At 61.1% G+C, this 16,430-nt stretch carries 17 protein-coding genes; 7 read left to right on the top strand and 10 right to left on the bottom strand.

Features of this window, described 5'->3' with window-relative positions; genetic code table 11:
• Nucleotides 1–3: 3 nt before the first annotated feature.
• The 4 genes from ACM6G4_RS00490 to ACM6G4_RS00475 all read right to left on the bottom strand — a co-directional run bounded on the left by ACM6G4_RS00490 (nt 4) and on the right by ACM6G4_RS00475 (nt 4,740).
• Entirely contained in the window at nt 4–627 is a 624-nt protein-coding gene (locus ACM6G4_RS00490; protein ID WP_056722467.1) for a response regulator transcription factor, read from the bottom strand.
• 140 nt (nt 628–767) lie between these two features.
• Entirely contained in the window at nt 768–1,877 is a 1,110-nt protein-coding gene (gene ampC / locus ACM6G4_RS00485) for a class C beta-lactamase (RefSeq protein WP_414912857.1), read from the bottom strand.
• Between the two features lie 160 nt (nt 1,878–2,037).
• Nucleotides 2,038–3,381, bottom strand: a complete 1,344-nt coding sequence (gene gudD / locus ACM6G4_RS00480; protein WP_414912771.1) for a glucarate dehydratase — start codon at nt 3,379–3,381, stop codon at nt 2,038–2,040.
• Between the two features lie 12 nt (nt 3,382–3,393).
• On the bottom strand, nt 3,394–4,740 hold the full coding sequence (locus ACM6G4_RS00475; protein ID WP_414912770.1) for an MFS transporter: 1,347 nt from the start codon (nt 4,738–4,740) through the stop codon (nt 3,394–3,396).
• A 280-nt stretch (nt 4,741–5,020) separates the two neighbouring features.
• On the opposite strand from ACM6G4_RS00475, the gene ACM6G4_RS00470 reads away from it, so the two are divergent.
• Nucleotides 5,021–5,731 carry a FadR/GntR family transcriptional regulator gene (locus tag ACM6G4_RS00470; protein WP_056722458.1) on the top strand — a complete coding sequence of 237 codons (711 nt, stop codon included), beginning with the start codon at nt 5,021–5,023 and terminating at the stop codon, nt 5,729–5,731.
• Between the two features lie 157 nt (nt 5,732–5,888).
• Here ACM6G4_RS00470 and ACM6G4_RS00465 read toward each other — a convergent pair whose 3' ends face one another.
• Nucleotides 5,889–6,800 (bottom strand): DMT family transporter, encoded by a 912-nt coding sequence (locus tag ACM6G4_RS00465; RefSeq protein ID WP_414912769.1) that lies wholly within the window; start codon nt 6,798–6,800, stop codon nt 5,889–5,891.
• 96 nt (nt 6,801–6,896) lie between these two features.
• Between ACM6G4_RS00465 and ACM6G4_RS00460 the strand changes: the two genes are divergently transcribed.
• The gene (locus tag ACM6G4_RS00460) at nt 6,897–7,760 is read left to right on the top strand and encodes a LysR family transcriptional regulator (RefSeq protein ID WP_414912768.1); all 864 of its coding nucleotides are present in this window, start codon (nt 6,897–6,899) and stop codon (nt 7,758–7,760) included.
• Nucleotides 7,761–7,862: 102 nt separating this feature from the next.
• Here the strand turns inward: ACM6G4_RS00460 and yegQ are convergent, their stop codons facing one another.
• Entirely contained in the window at nt 7,863–9,188 is a 1,326-nt protein-coding gene (yegQ, locus tag ACM6G4_RS00455) for a tRNA 5-hydroxyuridine modification protein YegQ (RefSeq protein ID WP_414912767.1), read from the bottom strand.
• A 164-nt stretch (nt 9,189–9,352) separates the two neighbouring features.
• Between yegQ and ACM6G4_RS00450 the strand changes: the two genes are divergently transcribed.
• The gene (locus ACM6G4_RS00450; RefSeq protein ID WP_414912766.1) at nt 9,353–10,414 is read left to right on the top strand and encodes an AI-2E family transporter; all 1,062 of its coding nucleotides are present in this window, start codon (nt 9,353–9,355) and stop codon (nt 10,412–10,414) included.
• Here ACM6G4_RS00450 and ACM6G4_RS00445 read toward each other — a convergent pair.
• The 3 genes from ACM6G4_RS00445 to ACM6G4_RS00435 form a co-directional block, all read right to left on the bottom strand.
• The gene (locus tag ACM6G4_RS00445; protein WP_414912765.1) at nt 10,411–10,602 is read right to left on the bottom strand and encodes a hypothetical protein; all 192 of its coding nucleotides are present in this window, start codon (nt 10,600–10,602) and stop codon (nt 10,411–10,413) included. The two genes, ACM6G4_RS00450 and ACM6G4_RS00445, sit on opposite strands and share 4 nt — an antisense overlap.
• 115 nt (nt 10,603–10,717) lie before the next feature.
• A complete protein-coding gene (locus ACM6G4_RS00440; RefSeq protein WP_056722446.1) occupies nt 10,718–10,912 on the bottom strand; it encodes a hypothetical protein in 195 nt (64 codons plus the stop codon).
• A gap of 235 nt (nt 10,913–11,147) precedes the next feature.
• Nucleotides 11,148–11,522: a hypothetical protein gene (locus ACM6G4_RS00435; protein ID WP_056722445.1), complete on the bottom strand. Its 375-nt coding sequence runs from the start codon at nt 11,520–11,522 to the stop codon at nt 11,148–11,150.
• A 246-nt stretch (nt 11,523–11,768) separates the two neighbouring features.
• On the opposite strand from ACM6G4_RS00435, the gene ACM6G4_RS00430 reads away from it, so the two are divergent.
• Both ACM6G4_RS00430 and ACM6G4_RS00425 read left to right on the top strand, forming a co-directional pair.
• Nucleotides 11,769–12,587 carry a shikimate 5-dehydrogenase gene (locus ACM6G4_RS00430; protein WP_414912764.1) on the top strand — a complete coding sequence of 273 codons (819 nt, stop codon included), beginning with the start codon at nt 11,769–11,771 and terminating at the stop codon, nt 12,585–12,587.
• A 9-nt stretch (nt 12,588–12,596) separates the two neighbouring features.
• Nucleotides 12,597–13,115: a cupin domain-containing protein gene (locus ACM6G4_RS00425; protein WP_056722441.1), complete on the top strand. Its 519-nt coding sequence runs from the start codon at nt 12,597–12,599 to the stop codon at nt 13,113–13,115.
• A gap of 130 nt (nt 13,116–13,245) precedes the next feature.
• Here ACM6G4_RS00425 and ACM6G4_RS00420 read toward each other — a convergent pair whose 3' ends face one another.
• The gene (locus ACM6G4_RS00420; protein ID WP_414912763.1) at nt 13,246–13,890 is read right to left on the bottom strand and encodes a YceH family protein; all 645 of its coding nucleotides are present in this window, start codon (nt 13,888–13,890) and stop codon (nt 13,246–13,248) included.
• A gap of 172 nt (nt 13,891–14,062) precedes the next feature.
• On the opposite strand from ACM6G4_RS00420, the gene ACM6G4_RS00415 reads away from it, so the two are divergent.
• Together ACM6G4_RS00415 and ACM6G4_RS00410 are read left to right on the top strand one after the other, a co-directional pair.
• Entirely contained in the window at nt 14,063–15,235 is a 1,173-nt protein-coding gene (locus ACM6G4_RS00415) for an acyl-CoA dehydrogenase family protein (protein ID WP_056722437.1), read from the top strand.
• Complete coding sequence (locus ACM6G4_RS00410) at nt 15,232–16,425, top strand: acyl-CoA dehydrogenase family protein (RefSeq protein WP_414912762.1); 1,194 nt, start codon at nt 15,232–15,234, stop codon at nt 16,423–16,425. The genes ACM6G4_RS00415 and ACM6G4_RS00410 overlap by 4 nt, the downstream gene beginning before the upstream one ends.
• Nucleotides 16,426–16,430 lie beyond the last annotated feature (5 nt).

Below are 16,430 nucleotides of genomic sequence, written 5' to 3'. Positions count from 1 at the left end.
GGGTCAGGCCAGGTCGTTGCGTTTGGCGAACTCGATCAACTCAAGCAAATTACTGGCATTCAACTTTTGCATCAGGCGGGTCTTGTAGGTACTGATTGTCTTGTTGCTCAACAACATATCGTCGGCGATCTGCTTGTTGCTCAGGCCTTGGGCCAGGCCGTGCAACACCTTGAGTTCGCGCCGGGTAATGCCGCTGAGCAGTTGCACATCGTTGCGGGCGAAATCGCTGTGGCGCACCGACTTGAGCGTACCGACCGGGAACCAGGATTTGCCATTGGCTAGCGCCTTGAGTGCCGTCACGATCTCCACCGGGTCATCGGCCTTCGACAGAAAGCCTGCTGCACCGGCCCGCATGCATTGCGCGGCGTACGACTGGCTTTTCAGCCCCGTGTGAACCAGGACATGAGCCGGACTGCCGCCGATGCGCAGGCGATCGATCACCGCCATGCCATCGAGTTGCGGGATATCCAGGTCAAGCACTATTGCATCGGGTTTGAGCTCGAAGGCCTTGCTCAACGCGTCCACACCGTTGTCGCACTCGCCGACGATGACATGGCCTTCACGGGCCAGAATTATTCCGATCGCCATGCGCACGACAGCGTGGTCATCGACCAACAGCACTTTCATGGATCAATCCTCATGTCCTGTTTCAGCATAGTCCCGCCACCCCCCCCAAAGGATTCGGCAGACCTGATGCGTGGCCAGGTGACGCAAAAAAGAGGCGCGAATCCTACTTGGTTTATGTGGGTATGCAAGGCGGGGCGGTCTTACCGGGTAAGGGCGCTCAGAATCTGATGAGCAATCCTGACCCGTTCTGCATTGGGATAATTCTTGTTGGCCAGCATCACAATGCCAATGTCCTTCGATGGCACGTACGCCACGTAAGCCCCAAAACCACCGGTTGAGCCTGTCTTGTTGATCAGCGCGTCCTGCGGCTGCGCTTGTGGCGGGTTCAGCCACTGGACTTCATGGGCCTGCATGGCCATTGGCGTAGAGTTGCCGTCCAGCAGGCGATCCAGTGTGATCGGGTAGCGATACATCTCCCAACCGAGGCCCTGGGTCATACCGCCAACGGTGTAGTAACCGCTATGGGTCAAGGCGATGGCTTGCTGCAATGGTTTTTCCAGAGACGTCGGCTTTATGTTCGCGCCGACGTAGGCCAGCAAGTCAGCGGCACTGGTTTTCACCCCGTACGCCTCGGAATCCAGCGCACCCGGAGTGACCCGTACCGGTTGGCCTTCCTTGTTGTAGCCTTGGGCGTACAGCGCCATCTGAGCCTGCGGCACGTGCACATAGGTGTGCTTGAGGCCGAGTTTTGGCAGCAGGGTTTTCTCCATCAGGTCATCGAACGGCCGGCCCATGCTTTGCGCGGCGAGGTAGCCGAACAGGCCGAGGCTGGGGTTCGAATACAGTCGGTGGCTGCCGGGAGCGTAGAGCGGTTTCCATTGCTTGTAGTAGCCGAGCATTTTGTCGGCCGAATCATATTCAGCGGGGAATTGCAGGGGCAGGCCGCCAGCGCTATAGGTGCCCAGTTGCAGCACGCTGATCTGGTCGAACGCACTGCCGCGCAAGGCTGGCAGGACCTGGCTGGCCTTGTCCGACAGCGACAGCTTGCCCGTGGCCTGGGCGTAGGCGGCGAGGGTGGCGGTGAAGGTTTTGCTGACGGAGCCGATTTCGAACAGGGTGTCTTGCGTGACGGGAGTGCCGGTTTCTTTCGAGGCGACGCCATAGTTGAAGTAATGCGCCTGGCCGTTGACGGTGATCGCCACGGCCATGCCGTGAATTCCCTCGGCTTGCATCACCGGCTGTACAGCGGCGTTCACCACTGTCTCGATTTGATCCTGCGCAACGCATTGGCCCGCGGCGAATATCGCCATGCAAGCGGCGATGTTTTTCAGCCTGTCCATGTTGGTTTCATCCGTCGTTGATTCAGTTGCGCGTCATTTTAGGGCGTGAAGCGCCATGCTCCGAGCGCTTTTTAAAATCGGCCGCCAACAGGCGGCCACGCGCACCCCTTGATTCAACGCGCTTGCCGATTCAACGCACCAGGCACGGACGCTTGTTATCGAACTTCCAGCCGGGAATCAAAAACTGCATCGCCACGCTGTCATCCCGGGCCCCCAGGCCCATGCCTTTGTACAGTTCATGGGCCTTGGCGACCTGATCCGTGTCCAGTTCGACCCCCAGCCCCGGTTTCTGCGGCACCTGCACGCAGCCGTCGACGATTTGCAGCGGGGCCTTGGTCAGGCGTTGGCCGTCCTGCCAGATCCAGTGGGTGTCGATGGCGGTGATCTCGCCCGGCGCGGCTGCCGCGACATGGGTGAACATTGCCAGGGAAATGTCGAAGTGGTTGTTGGAGTGCGAACCCCAGGTCAGGCCCCATTCGTGGCACATCTGCGCCACGCGCACCGAGCCCTGCATGGTCCAGAAGTGCGGGTCGGCCAGGGGAATGTCGACCGACTGCAACTGGATCGCGTGGCCCATCTCCCGCCAGTCGGTGGCGATCATGTTGGTCGCGGTCTTCAGGCCCGTGGCCCGGCGGAACTCGGCCATGACTTCGCGTCCCGAGTAGCCGTTTTCCGCCCCGCACGGGTCTTCGGCATAGGCCAGCACGTGGTGCTGATCGCGGCACAGGCGGATGGCTTCTTTCAGTGACCAGGCGCCATTCGGGTCGAGGGTGATGCGCGCATCGGGGAAGCGCTCGGCGAGGGCCGTGACCGCTTCGATTTCGGCGTCGCCGCTGAGCACACCGCCCTTGAGCTTGAAGTCCTTGAAGCCATATTTGGCGTGAGCCGCCTCGGCCAGGCGCACCACCGCGTCGGCGGTCATGGCTTTCTCGTGCCGCACGCGGAACCAGTCGTTGTCGGCGTCCGGTTCGCTGCGGTAGGCGAGGTCGGTTTCGTTGCGATCGCCGACATAAAACAGATAGCCGAGCATCTTCACTTCATCACGCTGCTGGCCTTCGCCGAGCAGGGCGGCCACCGGTACGTCCAGGTGCTGGCCGAGCAAGTCGAGCAATGCGGCTTCCAGGCCGGTGACGGCGTGAATGGTGATGCGCAGGTCGAAGGTCTGCAAGCCGCGACCACCGGCATCGCGGTCGGCGAAGGTCTGGCGAACCTGATTGAGGATCTTCTGGTAGGTGCCGATTGGGCTGCCGACTACCAGGCTGCGTGCGTCTTCGAGGGTCTGGCGGATGCGCTCGCCCCCCGGCACTTCGCCGACGCCGGTATGGCCGGCGTTGTCCTTGAGGATCACGATGTTGCGAGTGAAAAACGGGCCGTGGGCGCCGCTCAGATTGAGCAGCATGCCATCGTGGCCGGCCACCGGAACAATCTGCATGCTGGTGATGATCGGGGCCTTGGCGATTTCTTGTGCAGTCATTTTCTTATCCTTTCAGGCGTGACGTGGCGCAGCTTTGGCCGATTCGACGGCAGGCGCGGATTTGGGTTTGTTGCGGGCGGCAAACACGATGATGGCGGCGATGATCGAGGTCGCGGCCAGGCCGTACAGCCCGCCCTGAATGGAGCCGGTGCGTTCTTCCAGCAGGCCGAAAGTGGTCGGCGCAACGAAGCCGCCGAGGTTGCCCACCGAGTTGATCAGCGCGATGACGCCAGCGGCAATGCGCGCATCCAGATAGGCTTGGGGAATCGGCCAGAACAGCGACGAGGCCGATTTGAAGCCCAGTGCGGCAAAGCAGATCGCAACGAAGGCGAAGACCGGCCCGCCGGTGGTGGACATGAACATCCCGGCCGCGGCGATCAGCAGGGCGGTGGCGACCCAGGCTTGCTGGTGTTTCCATTTGGCCGACAGGGAAGCGAAGGCGTACATGCCGACAATCGACAGCAACCACGGAATCGAGTTGAACAGCCCGACCTGGACATCGCTCAGGTCGCCCATCTTCTTGATGATGCTCGGCAGCCAGAAGGTCGCGGCGTAGATGGTCAGCTGGATAAAGAAGTAGATCAGGCAGAACAGGATGATCTGGCGATCCTTGAGCAACTTGCCCAGCGACGGCTTGATCGGCGTGGCGGCTTCCCGGGTCAATTGTTCATCGTCGATGGCCTTGACCAGCGCGTCCTGCTCTTCGCGACTCAGCCATTTGGCGTCATGGGGTCTGGAGTCCAGCCAGAACCAGACGAACACGCACAACCCCACCGAAAACATGCCCTCGATGAAGTACATCCATTGCCAGCCGTGCATGCCCAGGCCGCTGATTTGCAGGAGCAGCCCGGACAGCGGGCCGGAGATCAACGAGGCAATCGCCGAGCCACTGAGGAAGATGGCAATCGCCTTGCCGCGTTCCACGCCGGGCAACCAGCGGGTGAAGTAGTAGATCACCCCGGGAAAGAACCCGGCTTCGGCCACGCCCAGCAGAAAACGCAGGATGTAGAAGTGGGTTTCGTTCTGGATAAACGCCATGCCCGCGGCGACCAGGCCCCAGGTCAGCATGATCCGGGTCAGCCAGATGCGAGCGCCGACTTTCTGCAGAAGGATGTTGGAGGGCACCTCGAACAGTGCATAACCGATGAAGAACAGACCGGCGCCCAGGCCGTAGGCGGCCGCGCCAATGCCCAGGTCGTGTTCCATGTGGGCGCGGACGAAACCGATGTTCACGCGATCAATGTAATTGACGATGAACATGATGACGAACAGCGGCAAGACGTGACGTTTGACTTTGGCGATGGCGGACTTCAGCGCTGGATTGGCGTCGTCGTGCATCCCGGGGATGGATGTATTCACTGCGTTTTCTCCCACTCGTTATTTTTATGCGGGGTGAAGCTGGGTGCTACGTTGTTGATAGACATCATACAACTAGGTTTTTTCATCTTGCAACCACGCTTATTCAATGAAATGGCGCTTTAACAGAGGTTTTTTATTCTATTGGTGGTGGCGGATAGCCCTTGAAACGAATCAAAATGGGCTGGTTGTTGAGTGTTGTCATACAAGATGCCGAGATTTTTTCAGGATTCCCGTCTGGCGCGGTGCTACGATTCGATAGCCCTGATTTCCGGACACCACCATGCAAGAAGACCTCGAAGTACCCGCTCGCAAGCGCAGCCACAACCTGGCCCATGACCTGGTGGAGAAACTGACCCAGCGCATCCTGCTCGGCCAGATGTTGCCCGGCGACAAGCTACCGTCGGAAAACACCATCGTTCAGGAACACGGGGTCAGTCGCACGGTGGTGCGTGAGGCGATCTCGAAGTTGCAGGCCTCGGGGCTGGTGGAAACCCGGCACGGCATTGGCACGTTCGTGATCGAGCGCGCGCCGGAGCAGGGGCTGCGGCTGAATGTCGATACCGCGTTGGGGGTGCGCAGCATTCTGGAGTTGCGCATGGGCCTGGAAACACAGGCGGCGGCGCTGGCGGCAACGCGCCGTACCGACCTGCAACTGGCGCAGATGCGTGAAGCGCTGGACGACTATCAAAGCCTGCTGGCCAACAACGACAGCTGTGTCGAAGCGGACCGGCGTTTTCATCTGCTGATCGCCGAAGCCACCGGCAACGTTTGCTTCACTGAAATCATGCAGCATCTGGGCAGTGCAATGATCCCGCGCACCCGGGTCAATGCCGCCGAGCGTGGCGCGGTGGACTTGAGCAAGCTCGGCCAGTTGGCCAACCTCGAGCACGAGGCGATTCTCAATGCCATCAAGCGCCAGGACCCGGACGCGGCGCGGGCGGCGATGTGGCTGCACCTGACCAACAGTCGCGACCGGTTTTCGGCTAGCTGAGGTTGTCTGTTCTTCAGTGGCACCGAGTCATCGTTCTTCGCGAGCAAGCCCGCTCCCACAGGGGGTTTATGCATGCCGTAGTGCTTGAGTACGACTCAAAACCTGTGGGAGCGGGCTTGCTCGCGAAGACGTCAGTCCAGGCAGCAAAAAACCTGGATCAGACCCTGACAGCCTTAACAACCAAAGCCCGCCGCTCCAGATTCAGCGCCAGCACACTCGCCAACACCACCAGCCCGCCGACCACGATCATCAATGTCGGCCGCTCACCAAGCGCATAGGATGCAATCACCATCGCCGTCGGCGGCGTCAGATACAGGGTCATCGTCGCCCGGCTCAAATCGACATGCGCCAGCACATAGGCCCAGGCCAGGTACGCCAGGGCGCTGGGGAATATCCCCAGGGCAATCACCGCAAACTGCACGCGCATCGGTGCCAGGGCGACTTGATCTGCCAGGCCGGGCAAGAAAACCAGCAACAGCGCCGTCCCGGACCACACCGTGTAACACACCAGTGTCAGCCCGTCGTAACGTCCGGTGTGATGCTTTTGCAGGGCAAAGTAGAGGCTCCAGGACACCGCCGCCAGCAGGATCAGCAAACCGTGGGCATCAATGCTGCCCAGGCCATGATCGCCCGCCACCACAAACACCACGCCCAACAACCCGAGCAGCACGCATCCCCAGCGCCACAGGCTCACCTGATCCTTGAACACGAAGCGCGCGATCAGCGTGCTGAACAGCGGCGTGGTCTGGGCCAGGACGCTCGAAGCGCCAGCACTGACACCTTGCTGCCCGAAGTTGATCGCCACGTGGTGCAGGCTCACCGCGAAGAAACCCAGGCCGAACATTAGCGGCAGATCGCGCAGGCTCGGCAGGCGAATGCCCTTGAACATCGCGACCACCGCCATGAACACAGAAGCCAGCAGGAAGCGCAGGAGCGCCAGGTGCACGGGGTCGTAGGCCTGCAAGCCGATATGGATGCCGGTCGGGGAATAGCCCCAGCACGCCACGACAAACGCCATGGCCAGAATGATTTTCCAGGGGGAAACGGGGGAGGGTGTGAGCGGCTTCATGGTCGTGCACCTGTGGGCGGATGCACCGAGTATCAGAAAGCGGATCGTTCGCCACAACTGACTTATACTGCTCTGATCGTTCACTATGGGTGATGTATGGAGCTGGCACAGATTCGCATGTTCAAGACCGTGGCCGATGTCGGCAGCATCGCCCGCGCGGCCGAATTACTGCATTGCGTGCCGTCGAACATCACGGCACGGATCAAGGCCCTTGAGGCCGAACTGGGTGTCGCGCTGTTTCTGCGTGAGGGCCGAGGGCTGCGCATCAGCCCGTCGGGGCAAACCTTCCTGGCCTACGCCTCGAAAATTCTTGCCCTCACCGCCGAGGCCAAGCGCGCGGTCGACCCGTCGGCCGAGCCCTCGGGGCCGTTGCGCATCGGTGCCATCGAGTCGTCGGCCACCGGGCGATTGCCGCGCCTGCTGGCGAAATTCCACAAGCGTTTCCCGCAGGTGGCGCTGGAGCTGACCACCGGCTCCTGGGGGCAGTTGCTCGACGACACGCTCAATCACAAGCTCGACGGCGCCATCGTGGCGGTGGATGTCGAGCGTTCACACCTCAAGCGCACGCCGATGTACCGCGAAGAGCTGCTACTGATCGCCTCGACCTCCCTGGGGCCGCTGCGGAACGTCAGCGATCTGCAAGACCAGACCGTGTTCATGTGGCCCCAGGGTTGCCCATACCGGGCGGCGCTGGAGCATTGGTTGTTGCGACAGGGCCAGGCGCTGCCGATTGTCAGCCTGGCCAGTTATGGTGCGATTGTCGGTTGCGTCAGTGCCGGGGCCGGCGTGGCACTGGTGCCCAAGGGCGTGTTCGACCAATACGCCAAAGGCGCCGGCTGTGTGGGGTTTGAATTCCCCGAACTGACCGCCGTCGACAACCTGTTCTACTGGCACGAAAACGCCGGGGTGCACCCGGCGCGTGAAGCGTTTGTGGCGATGCTGCGCGAGGAGTTTGCCTAGGTTCAGGATCAGCCAATGTAGGAGCTGCCGAAGGCCGCGATCCTTTGATCTTGAAAGGCAACGTCAAAAGATCGCAGCCTTCGGCAGCTCCTACAGGGGGGGTTACGGTGTGCCGATATCTCGCATTAGCAGGCCAAAACCCAGATCCACTGCATCCGGTATCGGCAAATACACCGTATGCCCATCCCCCGGCGCTACCTCGATTCCTTTGCCCCTGGCGTTTTGCAACTGATGCAGATCGAAGTGGAAGTTGCCCTTGGGCGTCATCAGCTCCATGTGATCGCCCAGTCCGAAACGGTTCTTCACCTTGACCTCGGCCAGGCGATCCCGCCGCTGCCCGGTCAGTTCACCGACAAACTGCTGGCGCTCCGAGACCGAGCTGCCGTTCTGGTAGTTCTGGTACTCGTCATGCACATGCCGGCGCAGAAAGCCTTCGGTATAGCCGCGCTGGGCGAGGGATTCCAGGTCGGTCATCAGGCCGCGGTCGAAGGCCCGGCCCGCCAGCGCATCGTCGATGGCGCGGCGATAAACCTGGGTGGTGCGCGCGCAATAAAAGTGCGATTTGGTCCGGCCTTCGATTTTCAGGGAGTGCACGCCCATGTGGGCCAGGCGTTCGACGTGCTGCACGGCGCGCAGGTCCTTGGCGTTCATGATGTAAGTGCCATGTTCGTCTTCGAAGGCCGGCATCTGTTCGCCGGGACGATTGGCTTCCTGCAACAGGAACACCTGCCCGGTGGGCGCCCCGATGCCCAGGGTGGGTTCCGGTTGATACTGCTGCACGATCTCGCCGAGAGTGTTTTCTGTGGCCGGTTGCGCCGAATATTTCCAGCGACAGGCATTGGTGCAACTGCCCTGATTGGCGTCACGCTTGTTCATATAGCCCGACAGCAGGCAGCGCCCGGAATAGGCCATGCACAACGCGCCGTGCACGAACACTTCCAGTTCCATGGCCGGCACTTGCTTGCGGATCTCGGCGATTTCTTCCAGGGACAGCTCCCGGGACAGGATGATCCGGCTCAGGCCTTGCTGCTGCCAGAACTCGACGCTCGCCCAGTTCACCGTATTGGCCTGCACCGAAAGGTGGACCGGCATTTGCGGGTAGTGCCGGCGCACCAGCATGATCAGGCCAGGGTCGGACATGATCAGCGCATCCGGGGCCATGGCGATCACCGGTTCAAGGTCCTTGAGGAAGGTCTTGAGCTTGGCGTTGTGCGGCGCGATGTTCACCACCACGTAGAAGCGCTTGCCCTGGGCCTGTGCCTCGCGAATGCCGAGGGCCAGGTTGGCGTGGTCGAATTCATTGTTGCGCACCCGCAGGCTGTAGCGCGGCTGGCCGGCGTACACGGCATCGGCGCCGTAGGCGAAGGCGTAACGCATGTTTTTCAAGGTGCCGGCGGGGGCGAGCAGTTCAGGCGCGGTGAGGTTCATGGCAGTGTCGGTCGCAAAAGCCGCACAGGGTAAATGCCCTGTGCCAAGGCTTTATTGACCTGGATCTATGCCGGATCAATAAACTGATGGCACTCGCGCGAGCCGTGGCGGACTAAACATCAAGGCGAAAGTTTTTCGTCCTGACTGGCTGGCACGGATCGGACATGAACGAAACGACACTGCAAGACAAGTCCTTGATGGTTTTACTGGTGCTGGTGAGCGCTGCCTTCATCTGGATCCTGCTGCCGTTTTACGGCGCAGCGTTCTGGGCGGTGATCCTCGGCATCGTCTTTGCGCCACTGCAGAGCCGACTGCAACTGAAGTTCGGCTGGCAACGCAACCTCACGACGCTGTGCACATTGAGCATTTGCCTGGTGATCGCGATTCTACCGGTGATCATCATCAGCACCTTGCTGGTCCAGGAGGGAGCGGTACTCTACAAGCGCGTCGAGAGCGGTGAACTCGACATCGCCGGGTACGTGTCGCAGTTCAAGCACAGCCTGCCACCGTATTTCCAGTATCTGCTGGATCGCTTCGGCTTGGGCGAGTTGAGCGGGCTGCGAGAGAAAATCGTCAAGAGCGCAATGACCGGTGGGCAGGTACTGGCCTCCCAGGCGTTCAGTTTCGGCCAGGGCACGTTCGAGTTCATCGTCAGTATCTTCATCATGCTGTACCTGCTGTTTTTCTTCCTGCGCGACGGTGCGGAACTCGCGCGCAAGGTGCGCCAGGCGGTGCCGTTGCAGGAGCAGCAGAAACGCCGATTGCAGCTCAAGTTCAATCGTGTGGTGCGGGCCACTGTGAAAGGCAACCTGTTGGTGGCGATCACCCAAGGCGCGCTGGGCGGTCTGATCTTCTGGTTCCTGGGCATTCCCAGCGTATTGCTCTGGGCGGTGTTGATGGCGTTTCTGTCGCTGCTGCCGGCGGTGGGAGCGGGAATAGTCTGGGTGCCGGTGGCGGTGTTTTTCCTGTTTACCGGGGCGATCTGGAAGGGCGTGGTGCTGGTATTGTTCGGGGTCTTCGTGATCGGGCTGGTGGACAACCTGCTCCGGCCGTTACTGGTGGGCAAAGACACCAGGATGCCGGACTACATGATCCTGATCTCGACCCTCGGCGGCCTGGCGATTTTCGGACTGAACGGCTTTGTCATCGGCCCGTTGATCGCGGCCCTGTTCATGTCGAGCTGGGCCATTTTCATTGAAACCAAACCGCGGGTGCAGCTGCCTTAAGCACTCAGCCTGCCGGACTGGCCAGTGCCGATGCGTTGCGACAGCTCCTTTGCCGCGGGCAGCGAAGTGAGCGGGCCGCTGATCTGCACGCCGTCCCGCACCAGATACCAGCAGGCGAGCATGCCCAGTTCCCTGAGCTGTGCGGGGACGGCGCTGCCGATAACGGACATGATCTGAACCTTGGACATGACAAGTACCTCCATCAATCTGTGGAGTTACTTTAAGGTCCGAGGGCCTTGAGGGGTAATCAACGCTTTCGATAGTGGTCATTGATGCCGGATGGGGCAAACGACCGTTGGTCGGTCAGTCGACCACCTGATCGAGCATATGAACCACTTCCTGCTCGTTGAGCAGGCCCTTGCGCACCAGGCTTTGCGCCAGCAGCGAGAGAAACTTGGCGCTGCGATGACCTTCCAGGTGCTTGAGTTCGGTCAGTGCGTTGTACACCTTGCCGGAGGTGCACAGACCGACGATGCGGTGCGGGTTTTGCGTGGGCATGTGGTCGTCCTTGTTGTTATCAACCTGTTTTCGACGGACAGCACCGAGCTTGCGGAACTGTCATGACAAAAATATGACCGTTTTTTGCCGCACGGCAGAAAACGGGTCGAGTCCATCTTGCCAACTTCTGCCACGGGCACTGTCCCGATAGCGACCTTGGCGAGATTTATCCAGACCTGTACCGACAAACGGGGATAAAAAAGCCCCGCTGGTTCAGCGGGGCTTGAAGCGTTCGTTACCAGCGACCATGGCCGTGGCCGTAGTAGCCCCGTGGTGGGCCATAGTAACCACGGGGTGGACCGTAGTAGCCACGGGGTGGGCCGTAGTACACCGGGGCCGGACGGTAGTAGATCGGTTGCTGCACGTAGACCGGGGCCGGCTGGTAGTAAACCGGAGGCGGTGGCGCGTAATAAACCGGCGCGGGCTGGTAGTAGACCGGTTGCGGTGCGACATAGACCGGGCGGTTGGCGTTGATCAGAGCCGAGCCGACGATGGCAGTACCGACGATCGCTCCAAATACCGCGGCGTCATTACCATGACCGGCTTGCGCCTGTCCTGCGATAGCGAGGGTGCCGATCAGCAAGGCTACTGTGGGGACTTTACGGATCATGATAGTTCCTCGGTTCTTCAACCCGGCGCCTGTGTCTGCAATAGACCCAGGGATTGTCGCGGGGATACTTCTAAGACAGCTTTTTTTCGAAAAACAGCACGGCCGCGAGGTAAATTTTGTGTAAGGTCTGTAGCGACTTTTTTACCGACCCGTGTAAGGCCGCGATAACACACTTAAATGATCGATCAGAACCCGATGGAGGGCTAATCCCGTCCATCCGAAAAGTGCATTTGAAGGAGCTTGCCCATGCAGATGAACCCCAACAAAGACACCCAGCTGTGCATGTCCCTTTCAGCACGCCCCGGGAACTTTGGTCTGCGTTTTCACAATCATCTGTATGAACAACTGGGCCTGAATTTTTACTACAAGGCCTTTGCCAGCCAGGACCTGACGGGGGCCGTTGCCGGGATTCGCGCCCTGCGGATTCGTGGCTGTGGCGTGTCGATGCCATTCAAGGAAGCCTGCATTGCCTTGGTGGATGAACTCGACGCGTCTGCCGCCGCCATTCAATCGATCAACACCATCGTCAACACCGACGGTCATCTCAAGGCCTACAACACCGACTACATCGCCGTGGCCCAGTTACTGGAAAAACACCAGGTGCCCAAGGACTCGACCTTTGCCTTGCGCGGCAGTGGAGGCATGGCCAAGGCCGTAGCGAGCGCCTTGCGCGATGGCGGTTATGAAAACGGCGTGATCGTGGCCCGCAACGAGCGCGCCGGACAGGCGCTGGCGCAGTCATTGGGATATGAGTGGCAGGCCGAGCTGGGGAGCCGTCGCCCGCAAATGCTGGTCAACGTTACCCCGATCGGCATGACGGGAGGACCGGAGGCCGAGCAACTGGCTTTTGAGCCTGAAGTGATCGAAAAAGCAGAAACTGTCTTCGATGTGGTGGCGATCCCACCGGAAACACCGCTGATCGTGCGTGCTCGCGCCGAAGGCAAGCGGGTCATCACCGGGCTTGAAGTGATCGCGATCCAGGCGCTGGAGCAATTTGTGCTCTATACCGGTGTACGGCCGACAGACGAGCAATTCCAGAAGGCCGTGGCGTTTGCCCGCAGCTAGGAGGTGTCCATGCATCCCCCCATTCTCAATCTGGACTCAGTCGAACTTGAACCGCTGCCCGAAGCGTTTGCGCCGGGCGGTGAAACCGCCGGGCGCTATCAACAGCGCCTGGCCCGAGTCGGTCAGCAATTGGGGGCGCAAAAGCTGGGTTATCGCCTGTATGCGCTGGAGCCAGGCATGCGCGGCAGCCCGTTCCACAGTCATCGGGTCAATGAGGAAATGTTCTACGTTGTGGCCGGGGAGGGAGAGGTCCGCCTGGGAACCGAACGTTTTCCGATCCGCACCGGTGATGTGATCGCCTGTCCACCGGGCGGGCCTGAAAAGGCGCACCAGATCATCAATACCAGCAACGGCGAGTTGCGGTACCTGGCCGTCAGCACCCAGCAATCACCGGAGATCTGTGAGTACCCGGATTCCGGCAAGTATGCCGTGATGGATGACTTCAAGGTGGATGCCGAGGGTAATGCGTCAGGCTTTGTTGCCGTTGCCCGGCAAGCCGATGGAGTGGATTACTGGGACGGCGAATAGGCGCGAACACCGCCAAACCCCTGTGGGAGCGGGCTTGCTCGCGAAAGCGTCGGCCCATCCGGCATTGATGTGACTGACAGTCCGCCATCGCGAGCAGGCTCGCTCCCACATCGGGATCTCTGTAGCCTGATTACTCGAGCCGAGCCAGCCTTTCTTCCAGGGCAGCAATCCGCGCTTCCAGTTCTTCGATCCGTTCAACCGAAACCCCGCTGCCGCCCCGTTCGGTCGGGTTTTGCCGTGCCGCCATGATCGCCTCGATATCCGCCGGATCACCCAAGGCGTGGGTATAGCGGTCTTCGCGCTGACCGGCCTGACGTGGAATCAGCACGGCCAAGCCCCGGGCAATCAGGCGTTCGAGTTGATGCACCACCTGTTCGGTGTCTTCGAATTCATGCATGCGGCCACTGCGGGTCAGCAGTTCATTGACGGTCTGCGGGCCGCGCAGAAACATCAGCCCGGTCAGGATGACCTGTGCCGGTACCAGCTCCAGGGCCTTGTCCACCTTGTGTTCCCAGCGGTCGGCGCGGCTGCCCATCACCAGTCTGGTGAAGCCGCGTCCTTCGAGGGCGCGCAGGCTCTGGCCAACCTGGCCAGGCGTCAGGTTCATCACCGGCTCGCGGCTGGTTTTCTGGTTGCAGGCAATCACCAGGGCATTGAGGGTCAGGGGATAGGTTTCCGGGCTGGTGGCCTGTTTCTCGATCAGCGAACCCAGAATGCGGATTTCCGTACTGTTGAGCCGCGGCTCGTCGAAAGTCGTCTCTTGCTCAGTGCTCATGGTTCTGCATCCTTAGCCGATTCATGTTTTTCACTTGCGTGGGCGCACTTTGACATCGCCCGTTCGGACTAGGCAAGGCTAACGATTCTGCCGCCTCCTGCTGGCGCCAAACTTCATGCTCAAAGGGGTGTTGCGCCACGCGTGCCCCGCCAAACGAGCAGAAGGCGCCGCGATGGAGTTTGCATTCAGCGACGAACAGGAAATGATCCGCGCATCGGCCGAGGGCTTCCTCGCCGATGTCTCGGATTCTGCCGCCGTACGCGCGGCGATGGTCAGTGAACGGGGTTTCGACGAAGCCCTCTGGCAGCGTCTGTGCCAGGAAATGTACTGGCCGGCCATTCATATCCCCGAAACCTATGGTGGCCTGGGCCTCGGCTTTGTCGAGCTGACGATCCTGCTGGAACAGATGGGCCGCCGTTTGCTGTGCTCGCCGTTTTTCGCCACCGCTTGCATGGCCACCCCTGCGCTATTGCTGGCGGCCAATGATGAACAGAAGCAGCGCTGGTTGCCGTCGATTGCCGACGGCAGCGTGACCGCGACCCTGGCGTTCAGCAGTGCCAACGGCTGGTCGGCCGATGATGTCCAGGCAACGGTGGTGGCTGAAGGCGACGGGTTCGTCCTCGACGGTACCCTCAAGCATGTGCTCGACGGCCATGGTGCCGACCTGTTGATCATTGCCGCCCGCCAACCCGCAACCACTGGCGAAACGGGCATCAGCCTGTTTGCCGTGAACGCCGCACGCGCAGGCATCGAACGGCAAATGTTGCCGACCATGGACCAGACTCGGCGTCAGGCGCGGATCCAGCTCAAGGGCCTGTACCTTGAAGCCGACTGCCTGCTGGGTGAACTCGGCAATGGCTGGCCGCACCTTGAACGAGTCCTGCAACTGGCCTGTATCGGCCTGGCTGCCGAGCAGACCGGCGGCGCGCAGCAAGTACTCGACCTCAGCGTGGCCTACATGCTGGAACGCCAGCAGTTCGGTCGCCCGATTGCCAGTTTCCAGGCCCTCAAACACCGCGCCGCCGACATGATGCTGCAAGTCGAATGTGCCCGTTCGGCCAGTTATTACGCCGCATGCGTGGCCCAGGAAGTCCTCGATCCCCAGGGTGATCCCCAAGTCGCGGCCGAACTGCCGCTGGCGGCTGCGCTGGCCAAGGCGCAGTGCTCCGAGACTTACTTCTCTTGTGCGTCCGAATCGATCCAGTTGCATGGCGGTGTCGGTTTCACCTGGGAATACGACCCGCACCTCTACTTCAAGCGCGCCCGTGCCAGCGAGAGTTTCCTCGGGCTGCCGGCCTGGCATCGCGAGCGCATTGCTTCGGTGATTCTGGGAGAGCAGCCATGAAAATCAGTTTCAGCGAGCAGGACGAGTGCTTCCGCCGGGAAGTGGCCGACTGGATGAGCGCCAACCTCCGCGGCGAGTTCGAAGCCCTGCGTTTTCGCGGCGGGCCGGGCGACGAGCACATGTTTCCCGAAGAACGAAAAGCCTGGGAGCGCAAGCTCGCCGAAGGCGGCTGGACCTGCGTCGGCTGGACGCCGGAACATGGCGGGCGTGGCCTGTCGATCACCCAGCAGGTGATCTTCAACGAGGAGTACGCCCGCGCCGGTGGCCCCGGCCGCATGGGCCATATCGGCGAAGGCCTGGCCGGGCCGACCATCGCCGCGTTCGGCACGGTCGAGCAGCAACAGCGCTTTTTGCCGGGGATCGTCAGCGGTACGTCGTTCTGGTGCCAGGGCTATTCAGAGCCGGGCGCCGGTTCCGACCTGGCCAACGTCAAGACCCGTGCAACGCTGGATGAAACCTCCGGCAGCTGGATCATCAATGGCCAGAAAGTCTGGACCTCCCTGGCCCACGAGTCGGACTGGTGTTTTGTCATCGCCCGCACCGAACCAGGCAGCGTCGGCCATCGCGGTCTGTCGTTCCTGCTGGTGCCGATGGCCCAGACGGAAATCACCGTACGCCCCATCGAGCAACTGACCGGCACCTCGGAATTCAACGAAGTGTTCTTCGACGATGCCCGCACCGACGCCACCAACATCATCGGCGAGCCGGGCGAAGGCTGGAAGATCGCCATGGCGCTGCTGGGGTTCGAGCGCGGCGTCTCGACCCTCGGCCAGCAGATGCAGTTCCAGAATGAACTCAACGAAATCATCGCCAAGGCCCGCGCCAACGGCGCCGACCGCGACCCGATCCTGCGTCAGCGCCTGGCCGAAGCCTGGAGCGGTTTGCGGATCATGCGCTACAACTCGCTGCGCATGCTCTCGGGTAGCCAGGACGGTTCGCTGCGCAAAGAGGCGACCATCTACAAGCTGTTCTGGTCGACCTGGCACGCCAGCCTCGGCAAGTTGGCGATGGACGTCCTCGGCGCCGAGGCGGAATTGCTCGAAGCCGGACCTTACCAACTCACCCGTTTGCAGTCGCTGTACCTGTTCAGCCGCGCCGACACCCTCTACGGCGGCAGCAACGAAATCCAGCGCAACATCATTGCCGAGCGTGCCTTGGGCATGCCCAAAGAGCCGCGTCCGCGCGCCTGAAAGGA

This window comes from Pseudomonas sp. IT-P258, from assembly GCF_949767825.1.
Lineage (GTDB): Bacteria > Pseudomonadota > Gammaproteobacteria > Pseudomonadales > Pseudomonadaceae > Aquipseudomonas > Aquipseudomonas monachiensis.
The sequence above is the reverse complement of the archived record's forward strand: the minus strand, read 5'-3'. Positions and strand labels throughout refer to the sequence as shown.

Excerpts from the sequence above, each read along its gene's own strand:
- ACM6G4_RS00450 (WP_414912766.1), top strand. The coding sequence starts at position 9,353 with ATGAACGAAACGACACTGCAAGACAAGTCCTTGATGGTTTTACTGGTG.
- ACM6G4_RS00470 (WP_056722458.1), top strand. The coding sequence starts at position 5,021 with ATGCAAGAAGACCTCGAAGTACCCGCTCGCAAGCGCAGCCACAACCTG.
- ACM6G4_RS00430 (WP_414912764.1), top strand. The coding sequence starts at position 11,769 with ATGCAGATGAACCCCAACAAAGACACCCAGCTGTGCATGTCCCTTTCA.
- ACM6G4_RS00410 (WP_414912762.1), top strand. The coding sequence starts at position 15,232 with ATGAAAATCAGTTTCAGCGAGCAGGACGAGTGCTTCCGCCGGGAAGTG.
- ACM6G4_RS00435 (WP_056722445.1), bottom strand. The coding sequence starts at position 11,522 with ATGATCCGTAAAGTCCCCACAGTAGCCTTGCTGATCGGCACCCTCGCT.
- ACM6G4_RS00440 (WP_056722446.1), bottom strand. The coding sequence starts at position 10,912 with ATGCCCACGCAAAACCCGCACCGCATCGTCGGTCTGTGCACCTCCGGC.
- ACM6G4_RS00420 (WP_414912763.1), bottom strand. The coding sequence starts at position 13,890 with ATGAGCACTGAGCAAGAGACGACTTTCGACGAGCCGCGGCTCAACAGT.
- yegQ (WP_414912767.1), bottom strand. The coding sequence starts at position 9,188 with ATGAACCTCACCGCGCCTGAACTGCTCGCCCCCGCCGGCACCTTGAAA.
- ACM6G4_RS00460 (WP_414912768.1), top strand. The coding sequence starts at position 6,897 with ATGGAGCTGGCACAGATTCGCATGTTCAAGACCGTGGCCGATGTCGGC.
- ACM6G4_RS00425 (WP_056722441.1), top strand. The coding sequence starts at position 12,597 with ATGCATCCCCCCATTCTCAATCTGGACTCAGTCGAACTTGAACCGCTG.
- gudD (WP_414912771.1), bottom strand. The coding sequence starts at position 3,381 with ATGACTGCACAAGAAATCGCCAAGGCCCCGATCATCACCAGCATGCAG.
- ACM6G4_RS00445 (WP_414912765.1), bottom strand. The coding sequence starts at position 10,602 with ATGTCCAAGGTTCAGATCATGTCCGTTATCGGCAGCGCCGTCCCCGCA.
- ACM6G4_RS00415 (WP_056722437.1), top strand. The coding sequence starts at position 14,063 with ATGGAGTTTGCATTCAGCGACGAACAGGAAATGATCCGCGCATCGGCC.
- ACM6G4_RS00465 (WP_414912769.1), bottom strand. The coding sequence starts at position 6,800 with ATGAAGCCGCTCACACCCTCCCCCGTTTCCCCCTGGAAAATCATTCTG.
- ACM6G4_RS00490 (WP_056722467.1), bottom strand. The coding sequence starts at position 627 with ATGAAAGTGCTGTTGGTCGATGACCACGCTGTCGTGCGCATGGCGATC.
- ampC (WP_414912857.1), bottom strand. The coding sequence starts at position 1,877 with ATGGCGATATTCGCCGCGGGCCAATGCGTTGCGCAGGATCAAATCGAG.